Consider the following 25,596-nt stretch of genomic DNA (forward strand, 5'->3'; position numbering starts at 1 on the left):
TCATCCAATACCTCATCCTTCCACATCCGGCATTTGTCAGACAAGGCCTTAAGAGTTTTCTTGCCCCCGTTGGGATTGTGTTATGGGATAGGGGAAAGGAGATTTAAATGAAATCCAAACTGACATTGGTGGTGCGAATATTGTTGGGTCTGATCTTTTTTGCCGCAGGATTGACCGGACTTTTGAATCTGGTGCCACCTCCTGCGGATTTACCCGAGCGTCTGGTGGCTTTCAATACCGGTCTGGCAGCGTCTGGCTATTTCTTCCCTCTTCTGAAGGGGACTGAAACTGTCTGTGGATTGTTGTTGCTCAGTGGTTACTTTGTTCCGCTGGCCTTGGTGGTTTTGGCTCCAATTGTTTTGAATATCGTTCTTGTTCATGCCTTCCTTGCGCCAAGTGGGCTTCCTCTGGCCATCATTATCGGGATGTTCACCTTGCATCTGGCGTTCTTTGCAGAACCTTATGCCCACGTTGTAAAAGGGCTGTTCCGTCGTAAATAGTCCCCACGGGCCCATTTTTAGTGGTTTTTGGCAGGCAGAAAGAGGTGATAACGTGTAGTAATCACAGGCTTTCTGCCTTTTTTTCTTTAGGATTTCACCCCTGTCGCCTTCTGTGGTAAATGCAATCATCTGTTTGACTTGTATCCATAGCGAGGTTCGCGTTGAAGTTTGAGAAGTTCCACCTATCTGAAGATCTGTTGCGCAACCTGCATGACAATGGTTTTTTCCGTACGACTGATATCCAGTTTAAAGCTATTCCGTCCATCTTAAAGGGCGAAGATGTCCTGGCCATTGCCCAGACCGGCACGGGTAAGACAGCGGCTTTTGCTATTCCAATCATCGACAGCATTCACGCCAGTAAAAGCAGCAAACGTTCCCTGGGCATTCGCTGCCTGGTGATGGTGCCCACGCGGGAACTGGCTCAGCAGATCGGTGAAGTCTTCAATCGCCTGTCCAAACACACCAAAGCCAAGCCATTCGCCCTTTATGGTGGGGTGGAGCAGGATGCGCAGATCAAAAAGCTCCAAGACGGTATTGATATTTTGATCACGACTCCGGGGCGTATGTTTGATTTGATCAGCCAGGGGTATGTGGATATCAGCCACATTGAAACTTTAGTTTTGGATGAAGCCGACCACATGCTGGATCTGGGATTCATCGAGGATATTGAATCCATCAAGCGCAAATTGACCCGTCGTCATCAGACGTTGTTCTTTTCGGCCACGATCAATCCGGAAATCAAGAAGCTGGCCTTTTCACAGGTGCGCAGCAACGCCATTCGTATTCAGATTTCCCCGGAAGATCCGGTGTCTAAAAATGTGTCCCACTTTGTGATGTTCGTGGAGATGGACGATAAGCGCTTCTTCCTGGCCGAATATCTGCACCAGAATCCGGATGGGAAGTTTATTATCTTCGTGCGCACCCGGGTGCGTGCAGAACGTGTTGCCAAGGCACTGGAGCGTGCGGGCATCACGTCTTTGACCTTGCACGGTGAGAAGGATCAGACTGATCGTGCGGAGGTCATGAAGGCCTTCCGCAATGGTGATTGTAAAATCATGATCGCGACGGATCTAAGTGCGCGCGGGATTGATATTCCTGATGTCACTCACGTGATCAACTATGACCTGCCGGAAAAACCTGCGAACTATGTTCACCGCATCGGGCGCACGGGGCGGGGATTCAATAAAGGAATTGCAGTTTCATTCTGCAGTCAGGACGAAAAAGAGCTTCTGACAGCCATTGAAGAGCTGCTGACGAAAAAAGTTGAAGTGATCAATGTGAGCAAGACCGACTATAAAGCTGTCATTTCTGCTCCGCTGGAAGACGATATCGACCGCAGTCTGGCAGCGATGCTGGCCAGCGAAGATGAATATAAGAAATCCAAAAAACGAAAAAAATAGAGAAACGATGAGCAACAATCCTGCACTTGTAAAACCATTTCTTCGGGGTCACTTTCATCAGGGCGCTTTTTACTTTGCTCTGGGTGCTTGTGCGATGTTGATTGCGGGTTGCAGAAGTTCGCGGGAATTTGTGGCGATGACCATTTATTCCGTGGGTCTTGTGACATTATTTGGTGTCAGTTCGTTGTATCACCGTATTAACTGGAACGAGAATTCGCGCTTGTGGATGAAGCGAATGGACCATGCGGCGATATTCATCATGATTGCCGCAACAGGGACTCCCATTGGAGCTTTGGCTCTGAAAGAAAGTGGCCAGAATTTCTTGATCCTGGTATGGGTGGCCGCTTTGTTGGGGGTCATTCAGTCCTTGTTTTGGGTGAAAGCACCCAAATGGCTTTCGGCGGTTTTGTATGTGGCGATGGGCTGGCTGGCGTCACCTTATATCTCTGATATCAAGGCGGCCCTGGGTTTTCCCAGCTTGATGCTGATACTGGTGGGAGGCTTGATTTATACGATCGGAGCCGTCATCTATGCCGTGAAGAAACCCAATCCCTGGCCCAAAACTTTCGGATATCACGAGATCTTTCATATCCTGACAATCGTTGCAGCGACCTTGCATTTTATTGCCATCGTGATGCTGCAAAAGATGAGCAGTTAATCGGAATTTCATATCTGATTTAATTCTGAATATCGCTGTCGTTTAATCTCCATTTGAGAGGGATTCTGTGAAGACGACTCTATTAGGCGAGTCTTTGTGAGAAAGTCGCCTAAAAAGGTTAAACTTCTAAAGACTTCGGTCGAAAAGCTTTAAGAGCTTTTATTGCCGGAGGACTAAATGAGAAATTATTTTATTCGCTCTTTGGTAAGCCTTCTTGCCGTCTTTTCCGTTTTGGGAATGGGTTGTGCGCCGAAGGCCGGTGAAGAAATCGTTGGTGGGGATCTGGCCTCCAGCGATCTGATTAAAGAGTGGACTTCGACTTGCGATGCAAAGGTTCACCCCGTCGTGAGCGAAGCGGATCACGTTCAGCGCGTGTTGGTCCTGGATGGAAGTGGAACCTACAGCTATCTTGAAAACTGGTATGCAGGCACCTGTTTGCCTGAAAACTACAGGGTGGCTCATTACGCTGGGGGCCTTTGGACCGTCAGCGGATCGACGATGGCATTTCATGTGCTAAGCTCAGAAACTGCCTCGATCATCGCATTTAATTTGGATGTTCAGGACAGCTTTAACACGGCCTGCGGTGGGACCAGCCCTTATCAGCCAGGTGGTGACATGGCTGATATCGGCCAGCAAAAAACCACCTATACGATGACTTGTTCAAACATAACCCTGCCCAATGCCTCTAACGACGACATCTACAATACCTTCAGCTACAGCAATGGTGTCCTGAGCCTGGGGGAAAATTCGGTGGGAGTGCCTGGGGTGTTTGATGCGGGCTCAGTGCCAGCGACGGCGACGGTCAACTTCAACTAAAAAAGGCGTGCCGCAAGCGGAGGGCCTATTTCGGTTTTACGGTCTAGATGCGGACAATTTAGTTGCCTGATCTTAACGCCGAATTAAGATGATTCCCATGCCGTCTCAACGAACACTCCTGGCACGTGCGCCCAGTCGGGACGAAGCCACCATTTTATTTCTGGATATACGTGGGTTCTCTCACATGTTTGATGAGCATGATCCCATGGAAGTTCTTCATTTTGCGAACTCGGTCCTTTCGGAATTGGGTATGGTGGTGGAAGCCTGCGGGGGAGTCGTCGATAAATTTACCGGCGACGGGTTCTTAGCCCATTTTGGAGTCCTGGAAAAAAATACGAGTCATATTCAGGACGCCTGCTGGTGCGCCGTACGGATTCGCGAAAGTGTGGCAAAACTCAATCTTCAGCGTTACTTCGCGGATCAGCCTGTCGTTGCGGTAGGCATGGGCATTCACACGGGCGTTGTTGCCTCGGGTGTGATCTCAACCTCTGTAAAATCAGAATTTACTGTTCTTGGGGATGTCGTGAATCTTGCGGCAAGGATTGAGAATTTGACAAAAGAGTTTCTCGTGGACTGTTTGGTCTCTCAGTCGGTCTTTGAGGCGTGTAAAGAGCGTATGCAATTTCAGAAAATGCCCTTGCGATCTTTGAGGGGTGTTAGGTCAAGCCAACCGACTTATTGGTTGTTGCCGACAAATAGATTCTTATAGATTTTTAGGAGAACCCGATGATTTTTGATAATGGTCACATAACACCAGAAGCTCTGGCCGAACTAAGTCGCCACACTGATTTAATTGAGTGCGAATGTCCGGCCCATCTGATGGCGATTCTGGCGAAGGTTCGAGAGTTTCACGATTACACAACGGAATGTATCACGAAGTACCCCAAGGATGCCGCGACTCACATCTGGCTTCAGACTGCCGCCAAGAATATCGATGCGATGTTATCTAATACCATTGTTCAGTTGGCGCGGATGGAAGGCTTTGTCAGCGAAGAGAATGAATTCGTCAGTCGAAAGAATTTAAGCGAGTAGCTTGATCAAAAATGGCGGAGAGAGAGAGATTCGAACTCTCGGTAGGCTTGTGACCTACACACGCGTTCCAGGCGTGCGCCTTCAACCACTCGGCCACCTCTCCGCAAACAGGAACGTAAAGAGAAGCCAAGATAGCATAGCGCATTGCAGCAAGGCAAGAGCTTCTACGGAAAAAAGACCTCACTCACTGAAGTATTCGTACAAATCCTCCTGCCGGACCCGGGCATAGTGGGCCTTTTGCTTGGCTTTAAGAGCTCGGGCCTCCACAAAGTTCCAATAAACGATCTGATAGATGAAAAATACGAAAACACCTCCGGCTACTGCCAGGAACAAGGGGCGGTTGTCCTCCCACTCGGCCATCCCCGTGAACAGAACCAGTGGGTGCAAAGTGAACAAAAGGGCGTGCAGCCACATTTCTTCGGCGGAACAGTACTTGCGATGCACCCATTCATCTTTGGTCACCAGCAGGCAAGACCCGATGGCCATCACATAGTAGACGATTTCGGTGGTCGGAGTGCGATCCACAAAAGTTAAAAACAGCAAACACGCGATCACCGAGAAAGTGTCTATAGGGTGCCCAATACGTTCCCACCGAGGCAGGCCCCGGCGTCGGTGAAAGACAAATTCATCAAACAGGATCACGGCTCCCTGGACGACAGAGGCAATTAAGAACGCGCTCATAGTTTCTCCATCAAACTTCCACAAACAGTCAGACCCGGACCGAAAGCATAACTGATAATCGGAGTTCCTGAAGGCACGGAATCATCGCGCAGAATTTGTTCCCACAGGTGAGGCAAAGTAGCCGAAGACATATTCCCCCGCTGACGTAACAGCTGCCGACTGTGATGGACCTGTGATTCCTTTAGCTCCAGATGTTTTACCGTCTGGTCGATGATTTTGGGGCCTCCGGGGTGAACGGCGAACAATCCGTCTTTCATGATGGAAGCCACATCAAATCCCCTTTCGCTTAACCAACGCTGAGTGAATTCCCGGATCTTATCGCCCACCATCATCGGAACATCCTTCGACAGAGTCATTTTCATGCCCCAGTCTGACACCATCCACTCCATGGCTCCTGTGGTGTTCGGCAGAAGCTCTTCGTAAAGGGAAAGAACCTTGAATCCTTTTTGCGGTTGATTCTGGGATAAAGAGTAGGCAATGCAGCCATCCGCGAAAAGACTTTGAATCACCATCTGTTCCAGCGTCGGATCTTCAGGGTTCATATGCAGACTGCACAACTCTGTATGCACCAGATCCACTTTCTTCTTTTTCCCCAAAATACTTTCATTGGCCAAAAAGCCCGAAGCCATGCGCAGGGCGGGGAAGGCGCCATAACAACCCATATGGTAAGAGTGAGTCACTGTGACCGGCGTTTTGGACTTCACTGCCGTCATCTGTGCCGCACTGGGGGAAATGTATCCCGTGCAACTGACGTGGATCAGATCATCCGGAAACGGACGTTCGGTGTAAATGCGATCAAAGAGTTCGGTGACGATCTTGTGATAGTACTCATGGCGCCGATGCATGCTGACGCCGTGGGAGTTTTCTTTCACCGGATAGATGGGCTTGTCCTCCCAACGGGTCTTTTCGACATCCGGAATGAAGAAATACCTTTTTTCGATTTGCGTTTCCGGACAGCCCACGCGCTGAAGCATCTTGAGGTATTCTTCCTGCGAAAACCCCTGCTTCTTCTGCGCCAGTTTGTGAGCTTCAGAAAGCCACTCGAGGCATTCCTTTTGGTTTTTTTGATAAGGCGGCTGAATGGAGTGAAAGTTTTCTAAGTACATGCCTTGAGGCTAAGAGATCGCCTCAAGGCTTGAATAGATCCAGTGTTACGAAACAGGCGGCTTTGGTTTTGATCTCCACTCTTTATCGACGATCAAACGCGCACCCCGTTTGAAGGTGAAGTAGGCGTAAGCCCATTGCCAGATGACGAAGACCTTGTTCTTAAAACCAATTAAATAGTAGACGTGAATGAAGAGCCACAAAAGCCAGGCAAAAAAACCGCTGAACTTCAGATTGTGAATCTGTGCAATGGCCTTTCTGCGACCGATCGTCGCCATCTGTCCCTTGTCGAGATACTTAAACCCGGTCCGCGACTTTCCGCTAATTTCATTTAGAATGACATTCGCCGCATGCACACCTTGTTGCATGGCTACCGACGCAAGGCCAGGCAAGGATTTGCCGTCTTCTGTTGGGAAACACGCTTGGTCCCCCAGCACAAAGACCTCCGGATGATTCTTCAGGCTTAAATCTTTTTCGATGAGCACGCGGCCCCCGCGATCCAAAGGCACATTCAGGGTTTTGTTGATGCTGGAAGGTTGAACCCCGGCGGCCCACAAGATCGTGGACGCCTTGATCACTTCGTCGCCTAAAACCACGGAATCAACGCGCACATCTGTGACTCGGGTGTTCGTCCAAATCTGCACTCCCAGATCTTCCAGATCCAGAGCTGCTTTGCGGGACAGATCCGGATGGAAGGCGGCCAGAATGCGTGGACCTGCTTCAATCAGAATGACACGAGTACGGGAAGGATCAATATGGCGGAAGTCTTTGGTCAGTGTGTGGCGGCTGATTTCGGCGATCGTTCCGGCCAGCTCAACACCTGTGGGACCGGCTCCCACAATGACGAAGCTTAGTTGTTGTTTTTGTTTTTCGGGATCCGTCTCTTTTTCTGCCAGCTCAAAGGCCATCAAAACACGACGGCGAATTTCAGTGGCTTGTTCCAGTGTCTTTAATCCCGGTGCATTTTCTTCCCATTCGGGATGGGCGAAATAGCTGTGCTTGGCACCGCAAGCCAGAATCAAATAGTCATAGTTGATATCGCGACCGGGAACACGAATTTTTTTATTCAGTAAATCGACCGATTCAAGATTGTCCAGAAACACGGAGATGTTTTGATACTTGGAAAGAATGCCGCGAATCGGGCCCGAGATTTCCGCAGGTGAAAGTCCCGCGGTGGCAACTTGATAAAGTAAAGGTTGAAACAGATGATAGTTGCGCCGGTCGATCAACGTCACAGAGACATCTTCTTTATTGCCGAGCGCACGAGCTGCCTTGAGACCTGCAAAACCACCACCGACGATGACGACTTTTTTAGTTGGCATATATACCTCTGGGCCCACCTTAACATTTTCTCTGATAGAGAGAAATAGAAAGGCCTTTATCTGGTTGCGAAATGACTTGGGCTCTGAAGGATTTATTTTCAACAGTGTTGTCGTAAAAACAACACTGTTGTGAATTGGATTCTTTAAGTTTGTCGTTTGACTCCGATCTGCTTAACAAGAGAAATAAGCAGATTGGAATTTAGGTCTAGGAATTAGAGGTTTTTGGCAGCTTGGTGTTGCTTCGGACCAACAAGATACAAAGCAACAATGCCGGAACACCAATCAGGGCTGTTCCCAGGAAGAAGATGGCATAAGATTCCATCAGTGCATGAGTTTCAGAAAGCTTTTGCACAACCAGTCCCGAGAATCCTTTTAAAACTTTTCCCAGCAGAGCATAGAACGAACTGAGCAGCGCATACTGTGTGGCTGTATAACCCAGAGTGGTCAGGCTGGACATGTAGCCCACCAAAGCGGTGCCTGCAAATCCAGTGGCAAAGTTATCCACGATCATGGCACCCGTGAACACTTCCGTGCTGGGGCCGACCATCGCCAGAACAGAGAACCCCAGATTGGAGGCCGGTCCAATCACAGCACCGATCAGCAGGGTTGAAATAAACCCAAATCGAACCGCGGTCAGTCCTGCCGCCGCAACACCCACGACAGATGCAATCAATCCGATGGAGCCACGCACAGCTCCCACGGTTTCTTTCGTCAGCCCCAGATCCGCATAAAAGGGATTAGCCATCGGACCCATGACAAAGTCAGAAAGGCGGTACAGGCAGACCGCAGCCAGAATTAAAAGTGCGCGGTGGCCGTGTTGTTTAAAGAAGGATATAAAAGGACCTGCCACCGCATCGAACAGGCCGCGGGCACTCCACAGCGGGGCCACATCGGCAACGGCAGGGCCTCTTTTGGGTTCTGTGGCAAACAAAGTGGCGATGATTCCTACGGCCATCAAGGCGCCCATCGCAGAATAAGAGATCGACCAGCCGATGGCGCCTGCCAAAATCAAAATCAAGGCATCAGTGACAAGCAACGATGCGCGATAACCCAATTGGTAGGAAGATGACAAAAGCGCCATATCCTCACTGGCATCGGAAACCTCGATCCTCCACGCATCCACAACGATATCCTGTGTGGCTGAGGCAAACGCGGCGATAGCTGCGAGCAGGGTGAAGAGCATCAATCCACCTTCAGGCTTCACATAGGACATGCCCAAAAGGCAGAGCCCCACAAGGACCTGAGAGATGATCATCCAGCCACGACGACGGCCCAGCCATCTTCCGACCAGAGGAGCATCCATTTTGTCGATCAAAGGTGCCCACAGGAATTTCAGCGAATAAGCCAGACCCACCCACGACAGAAAGCCGATGGTGGCTAAGGCAATACCGCTTTCACGCAGCCAGTAACCCAAAGTATTACCGACCAGCATGAAGGGAAGTCCGGAAGAAAAGCCCAAGGCCAGCATAATTGAAACTTTAGGTCGGGCCAACGAGCGGATGGTGTCCATCCAACTCAGACGTCGTGATTTTTTAACAGTTGTCATTTCTGTGCTGTCTTTCCCAGTTGCTTTCTCATCTTCCAAAGAAGGTGGCTGATGTAAGGGCGGCGGGTTTCACCCGTCGTCACCATCAGAAGTTTCGTGATCTTCAAGTTCACGGCATCCGTGTACAGAAGTATTAACATTTCATAGATGAAGTTCGTGTTCAGTGTCACGTGATTGTCGGTGCCGACGCCCAGCTGAACACCTTTTTTCTCCCACCAGGAAAACGGGTGGTCTTTGTAATCTTCAAACTTGCCGGTCAGCTTGTTGTTTGAAGAAGGCAGGGATACCAAAGTAACACCTTTTTGAATCATGCGATTTAAAACGTCGTGCTGGTAGTGTTCAACTTCACGGGCCGTGTGGAACTTGGCTTTGACAAAAAGAATGTCTTCTTCCGCTGTCAGTTTGATTCCCTTGTGAAGTTTTTCAAGGACATGACGGTTAAAGCCCCAGTCCAGCTCATTCAATTCGCGGAACAGGGGATCCTTTTCTGTGATGGCCTGGCCTTGCTGGTTTTTCGCCAGAATATCCTGATAGATGCGGTGGAAGTATTTGTTGGGATTAATCCCCAGGCTGATTCCGTGTTCCAGTGTGTCGATGTGCCAGATGTTCATGGCGTTATCGACGGCTTGAATGCCCTTTTTCAGGGTGTGCCAGGTTTCGCCGTGATGCGAACGAATCTTGAATCCGCGATATTGCAACTTGCGGAAGCCGGCTTGCATTTCATTGAAATGCTCTTTGCGATAAAGTTCGCGTTCATCGCCGACCGTGTCGACATCACGCAGGTGTCGTTCCAGGAATGGATATTTGTCGATCATGTCCACGATTTCGTTGATCTGGGCCATGAAGTGTTCCTGCCGGGTTTCGTACTTTTCGGAATCAAAGTGATTGGCTTCTTTTCTGAACGACGGTGACAGAATGAAGTCGAAATTGGGGTGTTTTTCCTGGAAGGCGCGGAAACCCTCGTACAAACCCAACACCACGTCTTCAGATGTGACACTGTCAATTCCGGGAATTTGTTCAGAAGAGCTGGCCGTCGAACGTGACAGGGAAAACTTCAGGCGCACACGACCGACGTTGAATTTATAGTAAAGCTCTTCGGCCATGGAATAGGCTGCTTCTTTGTGAACTTCGCGGTTGATGAAGATCAACTTCGGCAGATACAAAATTTTCAGATAGCGCGAAAAGCCTTCATTTTCCTGCAAACGGATCAGTCGATCCACGTCCTCGACGGAGTTAATCGGCAGGGCCTTGTCACCATAGACCTCTGCGATCTTCTGTTCGTAGATGGCCTTGTCAGGGCCCTCCAGAAGTTTCTTCAGGCGTGGATAAATGAATTCGGCCGTGATGGCACCGGTCAAATGGATGTGTTCTTCGTGATACTTTAGCGGGAAGTTTTTAAAGAACTCAAAAAGAGCGGCAGACAGCGGGTGCTTTAACAGCGACGAAATCGTGACCTGGTTGATCTGAAAGCTATTCAGCAGTTCCCGAAACTCGACAACCAGCTGATAAGCGTCCGGGCTTTCGTTTTTAAGTTTAGATGAAATCAGCAGGTCAATGGTGTCGGAAAGAGAGATTCCGTTTGTTTCGCTGATGATGGTGGTAAGAGCTGTGGTCAGCTTGTTGTGAACATCCTTATTCACGGAATTCCTCCTGACAAAACGAGGACTTAAGGTCGTTTAAGTCCTACAGGAAGATTAACGGGGAATCAGATGCTTGTACATGACTTTATGGGGGCCGATGTCCTTGATGTCGAACAGGTCGCCATAGTACGAAAACCCGAGTCGTTCATAGAAGGGGAACGCCTTGATGCGCGCATTGAACCAGACAAGATCGCAACGACGCTGTTTCAAGTCTTCAACCGCAAATCGCACCAGTCTTTGTCCGATACCTTGACCGCGATAGTTGTCGTCCGTGGCCATGCCCCGCAGTCGGTAAGGAAAGCCCGCGCCGAAGGCTGGGTGAGATTCCTGGATGAAAGTCGCAACAGAGATCAGCTTGTCGGCGTGAAAAAGGCCATAGTGATAGGTGGTAATCAGATCGTCGCCAGGATTGATGCACTCTTCTTCAGAAAGAAAAGGTTTCAAGACACGCTTGCGGATGGGAAGCGTGTCGGTGGTTTTGATTTTTCTAATTTCGTGCTCGAGGGTCATCCTGTGCTCAATCGTAAGTAGGGCGTCCAATCCGGTGGAATATGATCTTCGCCGATTTCCAGTTCCAGTGTCGGCAGCCATGATGGAGCACGAGGCTCGTTCAGTAAAGGCATATTGGCGGTGCGGGGTGTTCGGTTGGCTTTTTTCTGATTGCAGTCCCGGCAGGCGGAAACCACATTGGTCCAGTTTTTGGGACCGTTATGAGAGGCGGGGACGACGTGATCAAGGGTGAGTTGTTTGGCGGCGAGTTTGGTGCCGCAGTACTGGCAGGTGTAATTATCGCGGATGTAAACATTTTCCCGGCAGAACCGGACGGCTTCGAAGGTCCGCGGCCGGACATAGGTTTTTAGCCGTAATACACTGGGCAGCTGAAACCTCCGGTGGACCGACCGGGCAAACGCTGAGTGATATTCAAGTATTTCTACTTTACCCTGAAACCACAATACCAAGGCCTTTTGCCAACTTACGACCTTCATGGGTTCGTAACTGGAGTTGAGCAACAAGGACCTCAGCGAGGACACGTGCATCATGCTTCCCCCCTCAGGTGCGGGACCGTTTTCATTCAGAAAGAGGTCCTAAATATAATTATATCTAGCTCTGCGTCTCAATTTCAAGTGTCTCGTTAAATATTCAAAAGAACTGGGTCTTTTCGGTTGCCTGAGGGGGCCCAAAATGGGATACCCTCGGGCATTAGCGCTATAGGAGGCCTAAAAATGAAAAGAGTCTTGGCATTTAATTACGTTCTAAAAGGGCCTGATGGCAATGTGTTGGACGCTTCTGAAAAGAATCAACCACTTCCATTCCTTGAGGGTGCGGGCCAGATCATTCCTAAATTGGAAGAAGAAATCAAAGAGATGAAAGAGGGCGATAAAAAAACTGTTAAGCTTGCGGCGAAAGATGCTTACGGTGAAGTGAAGGACAACATGTTCATGGATGTTCCTAAGCAAGAGCTTGCACATCTTCCTCAGTTGGAAGTGGGCGCTCACCTTCGTTTGGAGCTAGGTCAAGGAGCACACATCGTTCGCGTGACTAAAATCACTGACGAAGCGGTGACTTTGGATGGCAATCATCCTTTGGCTGGTCAGGATCTTGAGTTCGCCATTGAAATGGTTTTGGTTCGTCAAGCGACGGCTGAAGAAATTCAACACGGTCACCCGCATGGTTTGCACGGGGACGCAGGTCACCACTAATAGATTTTTTGGATAGAGGAAAACGTTATGCCATCTTTTGATATCGTATCTGAAATCGACATTCAGGAAGTGGACAACGCCATCAATCAGGCGCGCAAGGAAATCGAAGCGCGCTATGATTTTAAGGGCAGTAAAGCTGAAGTTCTGTGGGATAAAAAAGAAATCACACTGACGGCCGAAGACGATTACAAAATCGGTGCCATGGCCAGTATTCTTCAGACCAAACTGCATCGTCGCGGGATTGATATTAAAGCCATCAAGTTTGAAAAAATTGAGGAAGCCGGCGGAAGAATGCTTCGTCAAAAGGTCACTTTAGTACAGGGAATTGACCGCGAGGTTGCCAAGGATATCATTAAATTGATTAAGGATTCCAAGTTAAAGGTGCAGCCTCAGGTTGCTGATGACAAATTGAAGGTGTCGTCAAAAAGTATTGACGAGCTTCAGGAGTGCATCAGCTTGGTACGTGGAGGCAATTTCCCAGTACCCTTACAATTTAATAATATGCGCTCATAAATTTGGTCTTGCACGTTTTTTGGGCTATGCTAGCGTTATTGATAGTTAAGGTCCCCGTGTGAGTGTACTCGATTTTATCTTGTTCGAAGGCTTCCTCGGGTATAACAGCCCAACCATTATAGGAGGTCTTTGTGGCTAAAAAACTTTACGTAGGCAATTTGCCTTACTCTGTAGACGATGAGGCACTTCATCAGCACTTCGCACAATTCGGTGCGGTGGATTCAGCAAAAGTCATCATGGACAGAGATACAGGTCGCTCTAAAGGCTTCGGCTTTGTAGAGATGGCTGATGATTCCGCTGCGGATCAGGCGATTGAAAGAGGCAACGGCGTTGAATTGAATGGCCGTGCTATCAATGTTTCTGAGGCTCGTCCTCAAGCTCCTCGTGAGGGTGGTCCTCGTCGTGGTGGTTTCGGTGGTGGCGGCCGTAATGCCGGTGGTCCACGTGGCGGCGGCTTCGGTGGCGGCCGTGGTGGTCCTCGCTAAGTAGCCCATACTTTGACGAAGCTGGACTTGTCATAGTCTTCAAAACTAAGGTCTCATAGGAACCCTATGAGACCTTTTTTATTTCTTCTGATTCTTACTTTTAGTTCCTTCTCATTTGCTCAAAAAAAACTAGTCGTCTTGGGTGATTCGCTCACTGAAGGTTATGGCGTGGCTAAAGAGGCGGCTTTTCCGGCGGTGCTTGAAAAGAAGCTGCATGAAGCTGGCAAAAAGGAGTGGACCGTCATCAATGCCGGCGTCAGTGGGTCGACGACAGCGTCTGGTATCAGTCGTATGAAATGGGTCTTTAAGTCCAAGCCCGATGCGGTGATTCTGGCCTTGGGGGCGAACGATGGCCTGCGGGGTCTTAAGATTGCAGACAGCGAAAAGCATCTGGCTCAGGCGATAGAGTATGCTCAAGGGCAAAAGGTGAAGGTCATTCTAGGGGGCCTGTACATGCCGCCGAACTATGGCAAAGCCTACACCGACCAATTCAAAAAGATGTACGAGACCTTGGCGAAGAAGTACAAGGTCACTTTCATTCCGTTCATCCTGGATAAGGTGGCGGGAAATCCGAAATACAATCTGGCCGACGGAATTCATCCAAATGAAGAAGGTCACAAAATTATTGCTGACAATGTTTTTACAGCTTTGAAGGGGGCCCTGTGAGCTTGATCCTGAAAGATGTCCGTAAAGGTTTTAACCAAGGCGAAACCGAGATCCAGGTTCTCAAAGGCCTGAACGTCACCATTGAACCCGGCCAGGTGGTTTCCGTCGTCGGTCAATCGGGAAGCGGAAAGTCCACGCTGCTGTCAATTTTGGCTGGCTTGGAACGTGCGGATCGTGGGGAAATCCTTGTGGATAATATCAACCTGACCCCGATGACAGAACAACAGATGACCTTGTTTCGTGCGCAAAACATTGCTGTCGTCTTTCAGCAGTATCACCTGATCGCTCACTTGACGGCTTTGGAAAACGTGATGCTGGCGTTGGAGATCCTGAAAATGGAAAACCCGCGCGAACGAGCCGAAGAGGCTTTGCGTGAACTGGGATTGGGGCATCGATTGACTCACTTCCCAAGTCAATTGAGCGGTGGGGAGTGCCAGCGTGTGGCGATTGCCAGGGCGTTGGTGGTAAAACCAAAAATTCTTTTAGCGGATGAACCCAGCGGAAATCTGGACACGCACACGGGTGACAAGGTCATGGATGTCTTCTTTGATATCGTTCGCAAACACAAGATCACGACCTTGCTGGTGACACACAGTGAAGCGTTGGCGAAAAAATGTGAACGCACTTTGCGCCTTGAAGACGGCCAATTGAGGGAAGCATAATGTTATTAAGACTGGCCTGCCGAGAGCTTTTGCGCAGTTGGCGCTTTGGCTTGTTCTTTATTTTCAATTTAAGTCTGGGGCTGACGGGCTTTGTGTCCCTTCAGGCCTTTAATGAGGCGCTGGAAACTGAAATCCAGGCCAACTCCAAGGCCATCCTTTCAGCGGATCTGGCTGTGACGGCTCGTCGTGAGCTGACCGAAGATGAAACTGCGAAGATGCGCCAGGCTCTGCCTGCGGGCACGGAAGAAGGCAAGATCTACGAGTTCTTTGCGATGCTGAGTTCTTCCAAGGGCTCGCGTCTGGTTTTGGTTAAGGCCGTGGATGGCACCTATCCGTTCTATGGAGAGCTGGAACTGGAATCCGGTCGTCAGATCACCTCGACCAGCGACAATAAGGATATTTTGAAAGAACAAAAGGCCTGGATTTATCCGGAACTAAGATCCCAACTGGGATTGGATGCCGGTGATGAAATCCAACTGGGGCAGCTCAAGTTGCAGATCTCTGATTTGGTCAAGAAGGATGCGACTCAGACCTTCCGGGCTGCGAGTCTTGCGCCGCGTGTATTTATCAATCGTGAGTTGTTGCCGCAATCGGGTCTGCTTCAGTATGGCAGCACCTTTTCTTTGGCGCACTTATTTCTGCTGCCATCAGGATCTGTGGAAGCCCAGGTGCGAGAGGGGCTTTACAATGTGCTGAACGATCCACAGATTAACGTGGAAACCCCGGCGACCGCAGGAGAGGATTCCGGTCGACAGCTGGGTTATCTTTCGGACTATCTGGGGCTGGTGTCGATTGTGGCATTGTTCATGTCAGCGTTGGGGGCGGCCTACATCTACCGTCTGTTCCTTTCCACGCGCATGAAGGAGATTGCGATCCTTCGCACTCTGGGCTTGCAAAGCGGGCAAGCCGTTGGGGTGTATATTCTGCAGGCCTCGATGCTGGGGTTGATTGCAACAGTCCCGACGATGCTTTTCAGTCTTTTGGTGCTGCCCCTTCTAAGTAAACTCTTAGGAAGTTTTACGCCGTTTGATCTGCATCCCACTATCACGAGTGAAGCGTTTGTGATTTGTCTTTTCATGGCGGTCTTTGGCAGTTTTGTTGTCAGTATCCCGTTCCTGATGAAAATCTTTGATCTTCGCGCGGCAAAATTATTCAGCGAAGAAAAGTTTGCTGTCGGGGAGGGGCAAAGACGTTATTGGACGTTCCTGCCATGTCTGGTGCTTTTCTATTTTTTGGCGGTCTATCAGGCGCACTCCTGGAAAATTGGCAGCTTGTTTATCGGTGCCATGATTCTGGTGGTTTTGGCATTGTTGTTGATTGGTTATGTGACCGTCAAAGCCGCAGGCCTGATCAAGGGATTGCATAGTTGGTTCTTTAAATTCAGCTTCTTAAGTCTTTCCCGACGTGCCGGAGCCAGCCTGGCGGTCTTTGTGGCGCTGGGGATGGGTGCTTTGCTGATTAATATTCTGCCCCAGTTGAAAAACTCTTTGCAGGCCGAATTTCAGTTTGAAGGAAAATCCAAAATTCCATCCTTGTTCATGTTTGATATTCAGGATGAACAGTGGCCGGGCATTGATCAGGTTCTAAAAGAAAAAAATGTGACACCGCTGGCAAGGTCACCATTGGTGCGCGCGCGTATTTTGAAGGTCAACGGCCAGGACTATGAAAGAAAGATTGAAAGCCAGGGCTTTAAAACCCGCGAAGAAGAACGCGAAGCCCGGTTCCGCAATCGAGGTATGAATCTGTCTTACCGCGAAGGGCTGTCGAGCTCAGAGATCATGATCAAGGGGCGGCCGTTCTCAGGGCCGTTTGACCCGGACAAACAAAAGCGTGCTGAACTGTCGGTGGAAACCCGTTTCGCCGATCGCATGGGCTTTAAACTGGGCGACGTTCTGGTCTTTGATGTGCAGGGCGTGGAGGTGGAAGGTGAGATCATCAATCTGCGCAAAGTGAAGTGGACAAGTTTCCAGCCGAATTTCTTTATTTTGGTTCAGGAGGGTGTTTTAAATGACGCTCCGAAGTCGTGGATTTCGGCCATTCCTTTCCTGCCAGAACAGCAAAGGGTTGATCTGCAAAATGCGTTGGCGCAGCAGTTTTCCAACGTATCTATCATCGATGTGGTTCGCACGGTGGATGATGTTCTTAAAACCGCAGAAAAGATGAGCTGGTCTTTGGAGCTGATGGCGGGCCTGGCGTTGCTGACCGGATACATCGTCTTGTTTTCGATCGTGCGAAGTCAGATCAAGCTGCGCCGTTGGGAACTGAACATGTTGAAGATTCTGGGCGCTTCCGGAGGTGAGGTCGCAAGCTTCATTCTGACGGAGTTTGCGTTTTTGGCCTTCATTGCCTCGTTTTTCGGGGCCGCCTTGAGCGTGTTGGTCAGTTTTGGGCTGAATACTTTCATATTTGAAAGTGAATTCAGGTTGTCGCTGGTTCAGCCTTTGTTGTCGGTGGTGATTATCACCTGTTTAAGTTTGCTGATTTCCTTCCTGGCCAGTGTGGATATTGTCCGGGAAAGTGCTTTAGGTATTCTCCGCGAAGAAAAGTAGTGGTACAAACAGACCATGACGCCGAACGAAGCCTTGGCTAAGGCAAAAATTATTCTAGAAGAAGGGGGAGTCATTGGCTTCCCCACCGAAACGGTCTACGGGCTTGCTGCCCGTATTGATATCCCCTCAGCCATTGAAAAGATCTTTACGACAAAGGAAAGACCCTTCTTCGATCCCTTGATCGTGCATGTGGCATCAATTGAACAAGCCAAAAAGGTGACCGCCTTCTGGGGGCCAGCGTCCCAAGCCTTTGCCGAGGCCTTCTGGCCGGGACCTTTGACGATGGTTCTGCCACGTGATCCGTCGGTGAACTCCATGATCACTTCGGGATTGGAATCGGTGGGGATTCGTATGCCGAACCACCCCTTGGCCCTGGAGCTTTTGCAGCAGGTGGGTGTTCCGCTGGCAGCGCCCAGTGCGAATAAATTTGGCCGAACCTCGCCCACCTCGGCAAGCCATGTGCGTGTGGAATTCAAAAATGAAAATGTCTTTGTCGTCGATGGTGGTGAGTGTGAAATCGGTATCGAGTCGACAGTGCTGTTGGTGCGTCACCGCCCGGAAAAAGTTGTTTTGTCGATCTTGCGCCGTGGGCACATTCTGAAATCTGATCTGGAGCAGGTTTTGCAAAGTAAAGGGCTTGCCTACGAGTTTGTTGAGCAAGTGGATAAACGGGAATCACCCGGCCACATGAAGCATCACTATATGCCACCGGTTCCGCTGATTGTGTGTCTGGACCCGCAGCGCAGCCCCGAAAGTGTTTTGGCGGAAGTAAATACCAAGATGAATGATCTGCCCGATGAAATCGAAAGTATCAAGATCATCAAACCTCAGGGTGGTATTCATTCTTATGAGATTCTGAAACTGTCGTCAGATCCTTTGTTGGCCACGCGCGAGCTCTACGGGCATCTGCGCGAATCGGCATCCCATGGCAAGGACTGCATCCTGTTTTATCGCGAAGCTCATCAACAGGGTGAACGTTGGGAATCCTTGTTTGATCGCCTGAACAAGGCGGCTTCTCTGATTATTTAATCAGTCCTTCTTATTCTTTTTCCATATAAAGAATCCCAGGGCGCCGAAGAACGCCACAAGAGTCACCACCAGCATGACCGTGTTGGTTGTGCTGGGAGCTGCCGCAGAATGCATTCCGAAATAGAAGAAGCTGGTTTTTAAAACAAGCAGCCCCAGAGTCATGATCAGAATATAAGGCCACAGCTCGCGGGCGGTTTTTTGTTCCTGGGTCAGAATTTTTTCAGGTTTCTTGTCTGTGACGGGATAGTTCCAGTTGTTGTTGCGGTGATAGTCCACAACCACGATGGTCCAAGCAGAGCGAAGCTCTTCAAAACCGATGATGCCGGAAGCGGAAGCCAACTGCCGCGACAGTCTTTCTCCGGCGTCAGTGTAAAGTTTTTCGATGGTTTCGTGCGAGTAGTAACCGGGGCGATCAGGAGCAAGGTCCTGAGGCAGGTTCTGAATGATCTCTTTCAGGTAGGACCGAGCCTCTTCGTTCAATTGCAAATGATTGAGAGTATTTTTGAATGTGTCTTCACCCATGAGCTGGTCATATCATGGATCTTCAAGGTAATGCCAACAATATCCTGATCGAGTTCTGACAATTCTGAAAAACAAATCCCGCTACACTGAGGCAGATCCAAAAGGGGAGGGGCCTTGATGATCAACTCACTTGCTTACGCCAGTCTGGAACGTGTTTCTTTGAATTTACAGTCTTTCTATCAATTGCGTTTGAACCGCATTCACAAGTTCAAATCCAAAATCCAGATTCATTCCGATGTCGGACCGTTTGAAATCAAAACGGTGACGGATGTGGAAGAGCTGAAAGAGGCCCTGACTTTGCGTTACGAGGTTTTTCACCGCGAAATGCAGGGGAAGAAAGCTCCGACAGGAGTGGACGTTGATGAGTTTGATTTTGATTGTGATCATCTGATCATCAAGGAAAAACGCAGCGATCGCATTATTGGAACCTATCGCCTGAACTGTTCCCTCTTTACCGATGAGTTTTATTCGGCCAAAGAGTTTATGATGAACGGAATTCTGGCGCAGCCGGGTGTGAAGTTGGAGCTGGGCCGTGCCTGCATTCACAAAGACTTCCGCCGCGGGGTTTTAATTTCTCTTTTGTGGAGAGGGATTGCGGAGTACATGGCAGCCTCTGATTCCAAAATGCTTTTTGGCTGTGCCACGGTGAAAACGGATGACCCACGTGATGCGGCCTTGCTGACTCGATACTTTGAGGAACAAGGTCGGGTGGTACCGGGACTGCGCACGCGCCCGACTCTGGCATACACCATGCCTATGTTAAATCACTTTTTAGAAGAAGTCCGAAGCCCTCTCACGGAGACTCAGAGAGCTCAGGCCGAGGAACTTCTTCCTCCTTTATGTCGTGCTTATCTGAAGGCGGGGGCCTATATCGGCGGGGAACCGGCCTGGGATCGCGAGTTTCAGTGCATTGACTTCTTGACCATTCTTCACCGGGAAGATTTAAATAGGACCCTGTGGAAGAGATTCAAGCTGGACTCCGCGGAGTCATAAAACTGACCGTTTTTGTTATCATCATTCTGACGTTTATGGTGTGGTCCTTTATTTGCCACTTGGTGGTGCGGGATCCCCATAAGCGACTGATTCGTTTTTCCAGCAACTCTAACTTCTTTGCAGGCTTGATTCTTAAAGTCTTCAATCTTGATCTGAAAGTCGTCAATAAACCTTCGCCGGACCAGAAGTGTCTGATAGTCAGCAACCACATGGGCTTTGTTGATATCTTGATGCTTGCTTCCTGCCACCCGATGCTGTTTGTGACTTCCAATGAAATGCGTGAAACTCCTTTTTTGGGAACGCTCACTGAAATGGGTGGTTGTATCTACGTCGAGCGCCGCAGCCGCACAAAAATTTTGGAAGAGATGAAATCCATCGTAAAGGCCCTGCGTGCCGGTTTCCGCGTGGTGCTTTATCCAGAGGCGACATCCACAAACGGAGAGAGAGTCCTGCCATTTAAAAAGACCCTGATGATGGCGGCGGCTCAGGCCGGGGTTCCCATTCAGCCCGTGGTGATCAACTTCCGTGAAGTGAATGGCGAAGAGTTTTCATTGAAGTGGCGGGATCACCTTTGTTGGTATGGTGACATTCCGTTTGTGACTTCGATGTGGAAGTCGGCGGTGCTTAAATCCGTTAAAGGTGAAATCGAATTCCTGGAGCCTGTCTATACCACCCCGGAAGATGACCGTGGTTTGATTGCCGACAAAGTTCATCTGATGATTTCATCGAAGTTCGTTCCGGTGAAGGGACTTCCGATCGAGGCCCAGCCTCCGGCCGAGATGGAAGCAGATCCGACTTGATTTAGTTCCGTTGATGTGTAAATAATATGTAAATGAGGAAGATCATTCACATCGACATGGACTGCTTTTATGCAGCGGTGGAGGTGAAGCACCATCCTGAGCTCAAGGGGAAGCCTTTGGGCATCGGTGGGCCACCGAATTCCCGAAGTGTTCTTTGCACTGCCAGCTATGAGGCTCGCAAGTTCGGGGTTCGTTCTGCCATGCCGTCGTCTCAAGCCGTGCGCCTGTGCCCGCAGTTGATTTTGATTCCTCCGCATTTTGACTTATATAAATCTGAAAGTCGCAAAGTTCGCGAAATTCTTGAAAGATTCACAAACAAGATTGAGCCCCTGTCGTTGGATGAGGCTTATCTGGATGTGACGGACTGCCAGCTGTTTGGTGGCAGTGCAACCCTGATTGCGCAGGAAATCCGTCGCTTGATCTTTACCGAGTTGAAGTTGACGGCATCAGCCGGGGTGGCTCCGAATAAGTTTCTGGCTAAGATAGCCAGCGATTGGAAAAAACCCAACGGTCAGTTTGTGATCCGCCCTCAGGATGTAGAGGCCTTCGTGAAGGATCTGCCTGTGGGGAAAATTTTCGGGGTTGGTAAAGTGACCGGACAAAAAATGAATGATCTGGGGTTGCACACCTGCGGTGACATTCAGAAGTATTCGGTCTTGGAGCTTTCACATTGGTTTGGTTCCCGGGCGGCGGAACTTTATGACTTCGCCCGGGGGATCGACAATCGTGATGTTGTCACTGAGTGGGAGCGAAAGTCCCTGACGGTGGAAGAAACCTTTAACAAGGATTTGCAGACACTTGAGGATTGCGCCAAAGCACTGCCTTCTCTGTACGAGGACTTTGTTTTGCGCATGGATCGTGGGCAGTATCATGATCGCATCAAGGGCATGGTTGTGAAGTTGAAATTCTTCGACTTCAAACAAACCACTCATGAGGAGGTCTTTCATGAGCTTCCCACGCTGCAGGATTTTGAACGTCTTTTAGTAAAGGCCTGGAACCGACGTGCGGTGCCCGTGCGCCTGGTGGGGTTGGGAGTTCGCTTAGGCTCCCAAAAGAAATCCACGACAGATGAAGATTCCTCTCAATTGAAATTTGCCATCTAATCTCACGGAAGAGGTGGTGCGTTTTTTCTGGCATCACTGTTGCTTTAGATCCTTTTTGCCAAGCAACGGAGTCACAACGGCTTCGCTTGTATTAGAAAGGACACCCCTATGAAGAAGATGGTTTTATCTGGCCTTCTCATAGCCACTTTGTTTCGTTATTCAGGCCATCTCGGTTAGAATCCTGCAGGAAGAGCTCTCTGGGCTTTCTCCGGCGTTGGCCCTTATTCCAGGCTCTATGGCCTTGGTCACGGTGATGATCGTGGTCCTGCACGTCCTGGTGAATCTGGACGATATGTCGGATGCGACACCTTTGCGGCGTGCAGTGAAGCGCTGGATGCAGAGAATTTCTGACTTGTTTAAAAACAAGAACTAAGACGACACTTCTGCTATTTGCTCACATTTTCCTGTGTAAGAATCAGGAAGCGAAGAGAGGAGGTTGGTATGATCAGCCTGTCTGTCGTGATTCTGGTGCTGGCGTTAAGTTTCGGGGGAGCTTTGTTGATCCTGCGCTTTAAAAAGCATGGATTCTTCGAGGAGGAAGTGAACAAAAAACGTCCTCCGAGCTATCGTCCACGCCATTAAAAAAGGGATTCAGTTGCTGAATCCCTTTTTGTCGTCTTAGAACTCTTTTTTCCAATCGTCTTCTTTGAAGCCGACCAGATGAACATTTTCGCCAATCACAAATGGGCGCTTCACCAGCTTGCCATTTTCAGAAAGCAGCTTGATCGCCTCCGCTTCGCTCATTGCAGGAAGTTTTTCACTGAGCTTCATCTCTTTGTACATCACACCAGAAGTGTTAAAGAGATTGCGAAGATTGCCGCCACGTTCTTTCAGGGCGGCCAGCATTTCCTTCAGCTCTTTTTGAGTGGGCGCTTTGTCGACGATGGGCAACTTGTCATATTTGACTTTTTTGCCATCGAGGAACTTCAAAGCCTTCACGCAAGTGGAGCACTTGGCGTATTCGTAAACCTTAAGCATGGCTCTTCACCAGCCAACCGCACATCTTATACAAAATACGTGCGCCGACGTTGCCGTCCCACTCGACCTCTTCTTCGGAAAGGCCGCCAGTGGAAACTTCGTTCAGGTCAAAGGCCACGATCTTGCGACCCGAGGCGTGAACTTCACGGAACAGGAAGAACACCTGATCCACGCTCAAACCGCCCGGAACCGGGGTTCCAGTGTGCGGGCAGAAGGCCGGGTCCAGCCCATCAATGTCGAAAGAGATATACACATTCTGAGGAAGCTCTTTGATGATGTCTTTGCAGACCTGTTCCCAGGTTTCGCCTTTAAGCATGCGGCGCTTTAGTTCCAGGTCGTAGAAGGTTTTGATGTCTTCGCGGGAGTTGCTGAAGTCGTATTCTTCCTCGCAGAAGTCCCGGATGCCGACTTGAACGAGTTTCTGAGGCTTTTTAGCATCAGTCATCACGTTGTACATGATGGAGGCATGGGACTGTTTGAAACCTTGGTAGGCTTTGCGAAGATCGGCATGGGCATCGATGTGCAAAACGCCGAACTCGCCTTTGTATTTGTCGCTGACGGCACGGATGGCCCCCAGTGGTGTGGAGTGGTCGCCGCCCACTAGCCCCAGAAGTTTACCTTTTTTCAGGACGTCTGAGCACTGGTCATAGACCCATTGGCTCATCTCTTCGCAGGCTTCGTTGACCTGAGCGGCCAGTTTATTCATTTTGGCTTCGTCTTCGCTGAGATTTGTTCGCATTTCGATCAATTCCTGAGCCACCGCTTTGAACTTGTCGTTCATAGTGCACAGGTCTTCCGGGAAATCGCGCATGTGGTAGCCGACCTCGTAGGCTTTACCCACTTCGATGTCGAAAAGATCAATCTGTTCACTGGCTTGGCGGATGATTTTTGGGCCGCGAGAGGCGCCCTCGCCATAGGACGTTGTCACTTCCCAGGGAACAGGGACCAAGACGACTTTGGACTCTTCTTCGGTCATCGGAATTCCGAAGATTCCGAACTCTGCAGAGATGGTGGTTGTGGGATCAAATTTCGTAGTCTTTTCAGACATTTTTTACTCCTTAAATCAGCCCCAATGGTATAGCATTTAAGCGCGGCGTCAATCGAGCAATAACTTGATTATTTTTGTCGCATAACCCATTTTAACCCAACTTTGGGAACCACTTAAATTCCCAGCGAAATTCCTTGGAGGATACACAATGAATATGAAGGGACTCCTGGCTCTTGTATTGAGCTCAGCTTTGACAGCTCCCGCTTTTGCAGCCGCACCAAATGCGAACGCACCAAAAGGCGGAAATTTCGTTTTCAATCTTGGCGGTGAGCCTCCGACGGTTCATCCGATCACAGCAACAGACGCTTACTCACGTTATGTTCAAAACTACGTGTGTGACGGCATGGCGACTCGTGATAGCGAAACTTACGACTGGAAACCACGTCTTGCTGAAAAGTGGGAAATCTCCAAAGACAATAAAGTATTCACGTTCCACCTGCGTAAAGACGCAGTTTTCCACGACGGCACGCCAGTTACGGCTGACGACGTGAAGTTCTCTTTCGACGCGATCTTTGAACCGAAGTACGAAGCTGCTCACTTGCGCCCGTACTACGAAGGTTTGACAAAAGCTGAAGTTATCGACACTCACACAATCCGTTTCACGGCTCGTGATCTTTACTTCAACAACTTTGAATCTGCGGCGACTTTGACTGTGATCCCTAAGAAGATCTACAGCGATGTTGAAAAGTCCAAAAAAATGAACCGCCAGCTTATCTGCGCGGGTCCTTACGTTCTTTCCAAGTTTGACCGTGGTCAGCTGATCTCTTTGAAAAAGTTTGATAAGTGGTACGGCAACAAAGACGTTGCATACGCTGGTATGTACAACTTCGACACCATCACAATGCGTTTCTACAAAGATGAAAACGTAGAGCTTGAGCGCGCGAAAAAAGGCGAGCTTGATTACCTTGATCTGCGTGTTGAAGCGTTCATGAAAAAAGCGGTGGGTGCTCCTTGGGGCAAAACTATCATCAAGAACAAAGTTGAAAACAGCGCGCCGAAATCCTACGGTTTCATCGGCTGGAACTTCCGCAAAGATTTGTTCCAGGACAAAAACGTGCGTGTGGCTTTGGCTCACTTGTTGAACCGCGAAGAAATGAACAAAAAGTTCCGTTACGGCATGTCTGATCTTGCTAACGGTGCGATCTACCTTCGTTCTGAGTACAACCCAGGTAACAAGGCTTTGGAATTCAATCCGAAGAAAGCTCAAGAACTTTTGGCTAAAGCTGGCTGGACTGACAAAGACAAGAACGGTGTTCTTGAAAAAGAAGTTGGCGGCAAAAAGATGGAATTCAAATTCACATTGATCTATCCGTCTAAAGACACTGAAAAATACTACACCATGTATCGTGAAGACCTGAAAAAAGCGGGTATCGACATGGATCTTAAGTACTTGGAATGGAACTCTTTCCTGAAGCTGGTTGACGAAGGGAACTTCGACGCTGTGACTATGGCTTGGGGTGGTGGTTCTGTGGATCCAGATCCTAAACAAATCTGGCACTCTGCAAGTGCGGTTGCCGGTGGTTCTAACTTCATCGCTTACAAAAACCCTGAAGTGGACAAGCTGATCGACCAGGCCCGTGTTGAGCCAAATAAAGCTAAACGTGTTGCTGCACTTAAAAAGGTTTACGCGAAGATCGCTGAAGATGCTCCTTATGCGTTCCTGTTCAACGATAAGTATGCATTTTATGCAAATTCCTCTCGTATGGGGAAACCTGCAGACACCTTCAAATATGAGATCGGTAGAGACTACTGGTGGTTGCAGGCTAAATAGCCTTTGCCCTGCGCAATCATAATTAATTTTTTACCAGAAGGCGTACAATGTACGCCTTCTTTCTTGCGCCTCATCGAA

29 protein-coding genes and 1 tRNA gene are annotated in these 25,596 nt (G+C 49.3%); 19 read left to right on the forward strand and 11 right to left on the reverse strand.

Annotated features, from left to right (window positions below):
• Positions 1-107: 107 nt before the first annotated feature.
• The 6 genes from ACZ50P_RS01440 (at position 108) to ACZ50P_RS01465 (ending at position 4,406) form a co-directional block, all read left to right on the forward strand.
• On the forward strand, positions 108-500 hold the full coding sequence (locus tag ACZ50P_RS01440) for a DoxX family membrane protein (protein ID WP_464132950.1): 393 nt from the start codon (positions 108-110) through the stop codon (positions 498-500).
• Positions 501-661: 161 nt separating this feature from the next.
• Positions 662-1,900: a DEAD/DEAH box helicase gene (locus ACZ50P_RS01445; protein ID WP_464132951.1), complete on the forward strand. Its 1,239-nt coding sequence runs from the start codon at positions 662-664 to the stop codon at positions 1,898-1,900.
• A 7-nt stretch (positions 1,901-1,907) separates the two neighbouring features.
• Positions 1,908-2,558, forward strand: a complete 651-nt coding sequence (gene trhA / locus ACZ50P_RS01450) for a PAQR family membrane homeostasis protein TrhA (protein ID WP_464132954.1) — start codon at positions 1,908-1,910, stop codon at positions 2,556-2,558.
• Between the two features lie 177 nt (positions 2,559-2,735).
• The gene (locus tag ACZ50P_RS01455; RefSeq protein WP_464119789.1) at positions 2,736-3,374 is read left to right on the forward strand and encodes a hypothetical protein; all 639 of its coding nucleotides are present in this window, start codon (positions 2,736-2,738) and stop codon (positions 3,372-3,374) included.
• A 97-nt stretch (positions 3,375-3,471) separates the two neighbouring features.
• Positions 3,472-4,083, forward strand: a complete 612-nt coding sequence (locus ACZ50P_RS01460; protein WP_464119791.1) for an adenylate/guanylate cyclase domain-containing protein — start codon at positions 3,472-3,474, stop codon at positions 4,081-4,083.
• 17 nt (positions 4,084-4,100) lie between these two features.
• Positions 4,101-4,406, forward strand: a complete 306-nt coding sequence (locus ACZ50P_RS01465) for a hypothetical protein (protein ID WP_464132956.1) — start codon at positions 4,101-4,103, stop codon at positions 4,404-4,406.
• Positions 4,407-4,418: 12 nt separating this feature from the next.
• Here the strand turns inward: ACZ50P_RS01465 and ACZ50P_RS01470 are convergent.
• The 8 genes from ACZ50P_RS01470 to ACZ50P_RS01505 all read right to left on the reverse strand — a co-directional run bounded on the left by ACZ50P_RS01470 (position 4,419) and on the right by ACZ50P_RS01505 (position 11,739).
• Positions 4,419-4,509 (reverse strand) — tRNA-Ser (locus ACZ50P_RS01470).
• Between the two features lie 77 nt (positions 4,510-4,586).
• Positions 4,587-5,087: a hypothetical protein gene (locus ACZ50P_RS01475; RefSeq protein ID WP_464132958.1), complete on the reverse strand. Its 501-nt coding sequence runs from the start codon at positions 5,085-5,087 to the stop codon at positions 4,587-4,589.
• Complete coding sequence (locus ACZ50P_RS01480; protein ID WP_464119812.1) at positions 5,084-6,193, reverse strand: 3-oxoacyl-[acyl-carrier-protein] synthase III C-terminal domain-containing protein; 1,110 nt, start codon at positions 6,191-6,193, stop codon at positions 5,084-5,086. The genes ACZ50P_RS01475 and ACZ50P_RS01480 overlap by 4 nt, the downstream gene beginning before the upstream one ends.
• Positions 6,194-6,238: 45 nt before the next feature.
• Positions 6,239-7,513 (reverse strand): NAD(P)/FAD-dependent oxidoreductase, encoded by a 1,275-nt coding sequence (locus ACZ50P_RS01485; RefSeq protein WP_464119813.1) that lies wholly within the window; start codon positions 7,511-7,513, stop codon positions 6,239-6,241.
• Between the two features lie 205 nt (positions 7,514-7,718).
• On the reverse strand, positions 7,719-9,059 hold the full coding sequence (locus ACZ50P_RS01490; RefSeq protein WP_464132960.1) for an AmpG family muropeptide MFS transporter: 1,341 nt from the start codon (positions 9,057-9,059) through the stop codon (positions 7,719-7,721).
• Entirely contained in the window at positions 9,056-10,699 is a 1,644-nt protein-coding gene (locus ACZ50P_RS01495; RefSeq protein WP_464132961.1) for an amidohydrolase family protein, read from the reverse strand. The genes ACZ50P_RS01490 and ACZ50P_RS01495 overlap by 4 nt, the downstream gene beginning before the upstream one ends.
• 54 nt (positions 10,700-10,753) lie before the next feature.
• Complete coding sequence (locus ACZ50P_RS01500) at positions 10,754-11,209, reverse strand: GNAT family N-acetyltransferase (RefSeq protein ID WP_464132963.1); 456 nt, start codon at positions 11,207-11,209, stop codon at positions 10,754-10,756.
• The gene (locus ACZ50P_RS01505; protein ID WP_464119820.1) at positions 11,206-11,739 is read right to left on the reverse strand and encodes an HNH endonuclease; all 534 of its coding nucleotides are present in this window, start codon (positions 11,737-11,739) and stop codon (positions 11,206-11,208) included. Before ACZ50P_RS01505 ends, ACZ50P_RS01500 begins: the two co-directional genes overlap by 4 nt.
• Before the next feature lie 183 nt (positions 11,740-11,922).
• Between ACZ50P_RS01505 and ACZ50P_RS01510 the strand changes: the two genes are divergently transcribed.
• The 7 genes from ACZ50P_RS01510 to ACZ50P_RS01540 all read left to right on the forward strand — a co-directional run bounded on the left by ACZ50P_RS01510 (position 11,923) and on the right by ACZ50P_RS01540 (position 18,303).
• Entirely contained in the window at positions 11,923-12,399 is a 477-nt protein-coding gene (locus ACZ50P_RS01510; protein ID WP_464119822.1) for an FKBP-type peptidyl-prolyl cis-trans isomerase, read from the forward strand.
• A 27-nt stretch (positions 12,400-12,426) separates the two neighbouring features.
• The gene (locus tag ACZ50P_RS01515) at positions 12,427-12,912 is read left to right on the forward strand and encodes a YajQ family cyclic di-GMP-binding protein (RefSeq protein ID WP_464119824.1); all 486 of its coding nucleotides are present in this window, start codon (positions 12,427-12,429) and stop codon (positions 12,910-12,912) included.
• A gap of 131 nt (positions 12,913-13,043) precedes the next feature.
• Complete coding sequence (locus tag ACZ50P_RS01520; RefSeq protein WP_464119826.1) at positions 13,044-13,397, forward strand: RNA recognition motif domain-containing protein; 354 nt, start codon at positions 13,044-13,046, stop codon at positions 13,395-13,397.
• Between the two features lie 66 nt (positions 13,398-13,463).
• On the forward strand, positions 13,464-14,063 hold the full coding sequence (locus tag ACZ50P_RS01525; RefSeq protein WP_464119827.1) for an arylesterase: 600 nt from the start codon (positions 13,464-13,466) through the stop codon (positions 14,061-14,063).
• Positions 14,060-14,725, forward strand: coding sequence for an ABC transporter ATP-binding protein (locus tag ACZ50P_RS01530; protein WP_464132966.1), 666 nt, complete (start codon positions 14,060-14,062; stop codon positions 14,723-14,725). The genes ACZ50P_RS01525 and ACZ50P_RS01530 overlap by 4 nt, the downstream gene beginning before the upstream one ends.
• Positions 14,725-17,274, forward strand: coding sequence for an ABC transporter permease (locus ACZ50P_RS01535; RefSeq protein WP_464132968.1), 2,550 nt, complete (start codon positions 14,725-14,727; stop codon positions 17,272-17,274). Before ACZ50P_RS01530 ends, ACZ50P_RS01535 begins: the two co-directional genes overlap by 1 nt.
• Positions 17,275-17,307: 33 nt before the next feature.
• Positions 17,308-18,303, forward strand: a complete 996-nt coding sequence (locus tag ACZ50P_RS01540) for an L-threonylcarbamoyladenylate synthase (protein ID WP_464132970.1) — start codon at positions 17,308-17,310, stop codon at positions 18,301-18,303.
• On the opposite strand, the gene ACZ50P_RS01545 is transcribed toward ACZ50P_RS01540, so the two are convergent.
• A complete protein-coding gene (locus ACZ50P_RS01545; protein WP_464132971.1) occupies positions 18,304-18,825 on the reverse strand; it encodes a hypothetical protein in 522 nt (173 codons plus the stop codon).
• Positions 18,826-18,942: 117 nt separating this feature from the next.
• On the opposite strand from ACZ50P_RS01545, the gene ACZ50P_RS01550 reads away from it, so the two are divergent.
• The 5 genes from ACZ50P_RS01550 to ACZ50P_RS01570 all read left to right on the forward strand — a co-directional run bounded on the left by ACZ50P_RS01550 (position 18,943) and on the right by ACZ50P_RS01570 (position 22,303).
• On the forward strand, positions 18,943-19,818 hold the full coding sequence (locus ACZ50P_RS01550; RefSeq protein WP_464132973.1) for a GNAT family N-acetyltransferase: 876 nt from the start codon (positions 18,943-18,945) through the stop codon (positions 19,816-19,818).
• Positions 19,782-20,618 (forward strand): lysophospholipid acyltransferase family protein, encoded by an 837-nt coding sequence (locus ACZ50P_RS01555; protein ID WP_464119833.1) that lies wholly within the window; start codon positions 19,782-19,784, stop codon positions 20,616-20,618. Before ACZ50P_RS01550 ends, ACZ50P_RS01555 begins: the two co-directional genes overlap by 37 nt.
• A gap of 32 nt (positions 20,619-20,650) precedes the next feature.
• The gene (gene dinB / locus ACZ50P_RS01560) at positions 20,651-21,721 is read left to right on the forward strand and encodes a DNA polymerase IV (protein WP_464132975.1); all 1,071 of its coding nucleotides are present in this window, start codon (positions 20,651-20,653) and stop codon (positions 21,719-21,721) included.
• Between the two features lie 235 nt (positions 21,722-21,956).
• Complete coding sequence (locus ACZ50P_RS01565) at positions 21,957-22,094, forward strand: hypothetical protein (protein WP_464132977.1); 138 nt, start codon at positions 21,957-21,959, stop codon at positions 22,092-22,094.
• 68 nt (positions 22,095-22,162) lie between these two features.
• On the forward strand, positions 22,163-22,303 hold the full coding sequence (locus tag ACZ50P_RS01570; RefSeq protein ID WP_464119836.1) for a hypothetical protein: 141 nt from the start codon (positions 22,163-22,165) through the stop codon (positions 22,301-22,303).
• 36 nt (positions 22,304-22,339) lie between these two features.
• On the opposite strand, the gene ACZ50P_RS01575 is transcribed toward ACZ50P_RS01570, so the two are convergent.
• Positions 22,340-22,699 carry an arsenate reductase family protein gene (locus tag ACZ50P_RS01575; RefSeq protein ID WP_464132979.1) on the reverse strand — a complete coding sequence of 120 codons (360 nt, stop codon included), beginning with the start codon at positions 22,697-22,699 and terminating at the stop codon, positions 22,340-22,342.
• Positions 22,692-23,747 (reverse strand): agmatinase family protein, encoded by a 1,056-nt coding sequence (locus ACZ50P_RS01580; protein WP_464132981.1) that lies wholly within the window; start codon positions 23,745-23,747, stop codon positions 22,692-22,694. The genes ACZ50P_RS01575 and ACZ50P_RS01580 overlap by 8 nt, the downstream gene beginning before the upstream one ends.
• A gap of 148 nt (positions 23,748-23,895) precedes the next feature.
• On the opposite strand from ACZ50P_RS01580, the gene ACZ50P_RS01585 reads away from it, so the two are divergent.
• Complete coding sequence (locus ACZ50P_RS01585; protein ID WP_464132982.1) at positions 23,896-25,518, forward strand: peptide-binding protein; 1,623 nt, start codon at positions 23,896-23,898, stop codon at positions 25,516-25,518.
• Positions 25,519-25,596: the final 78 nt, after the last annotated feature.

It is taken from the genome of Bdellovibrio sp. CKG001 (assembly GCF_055397465.1).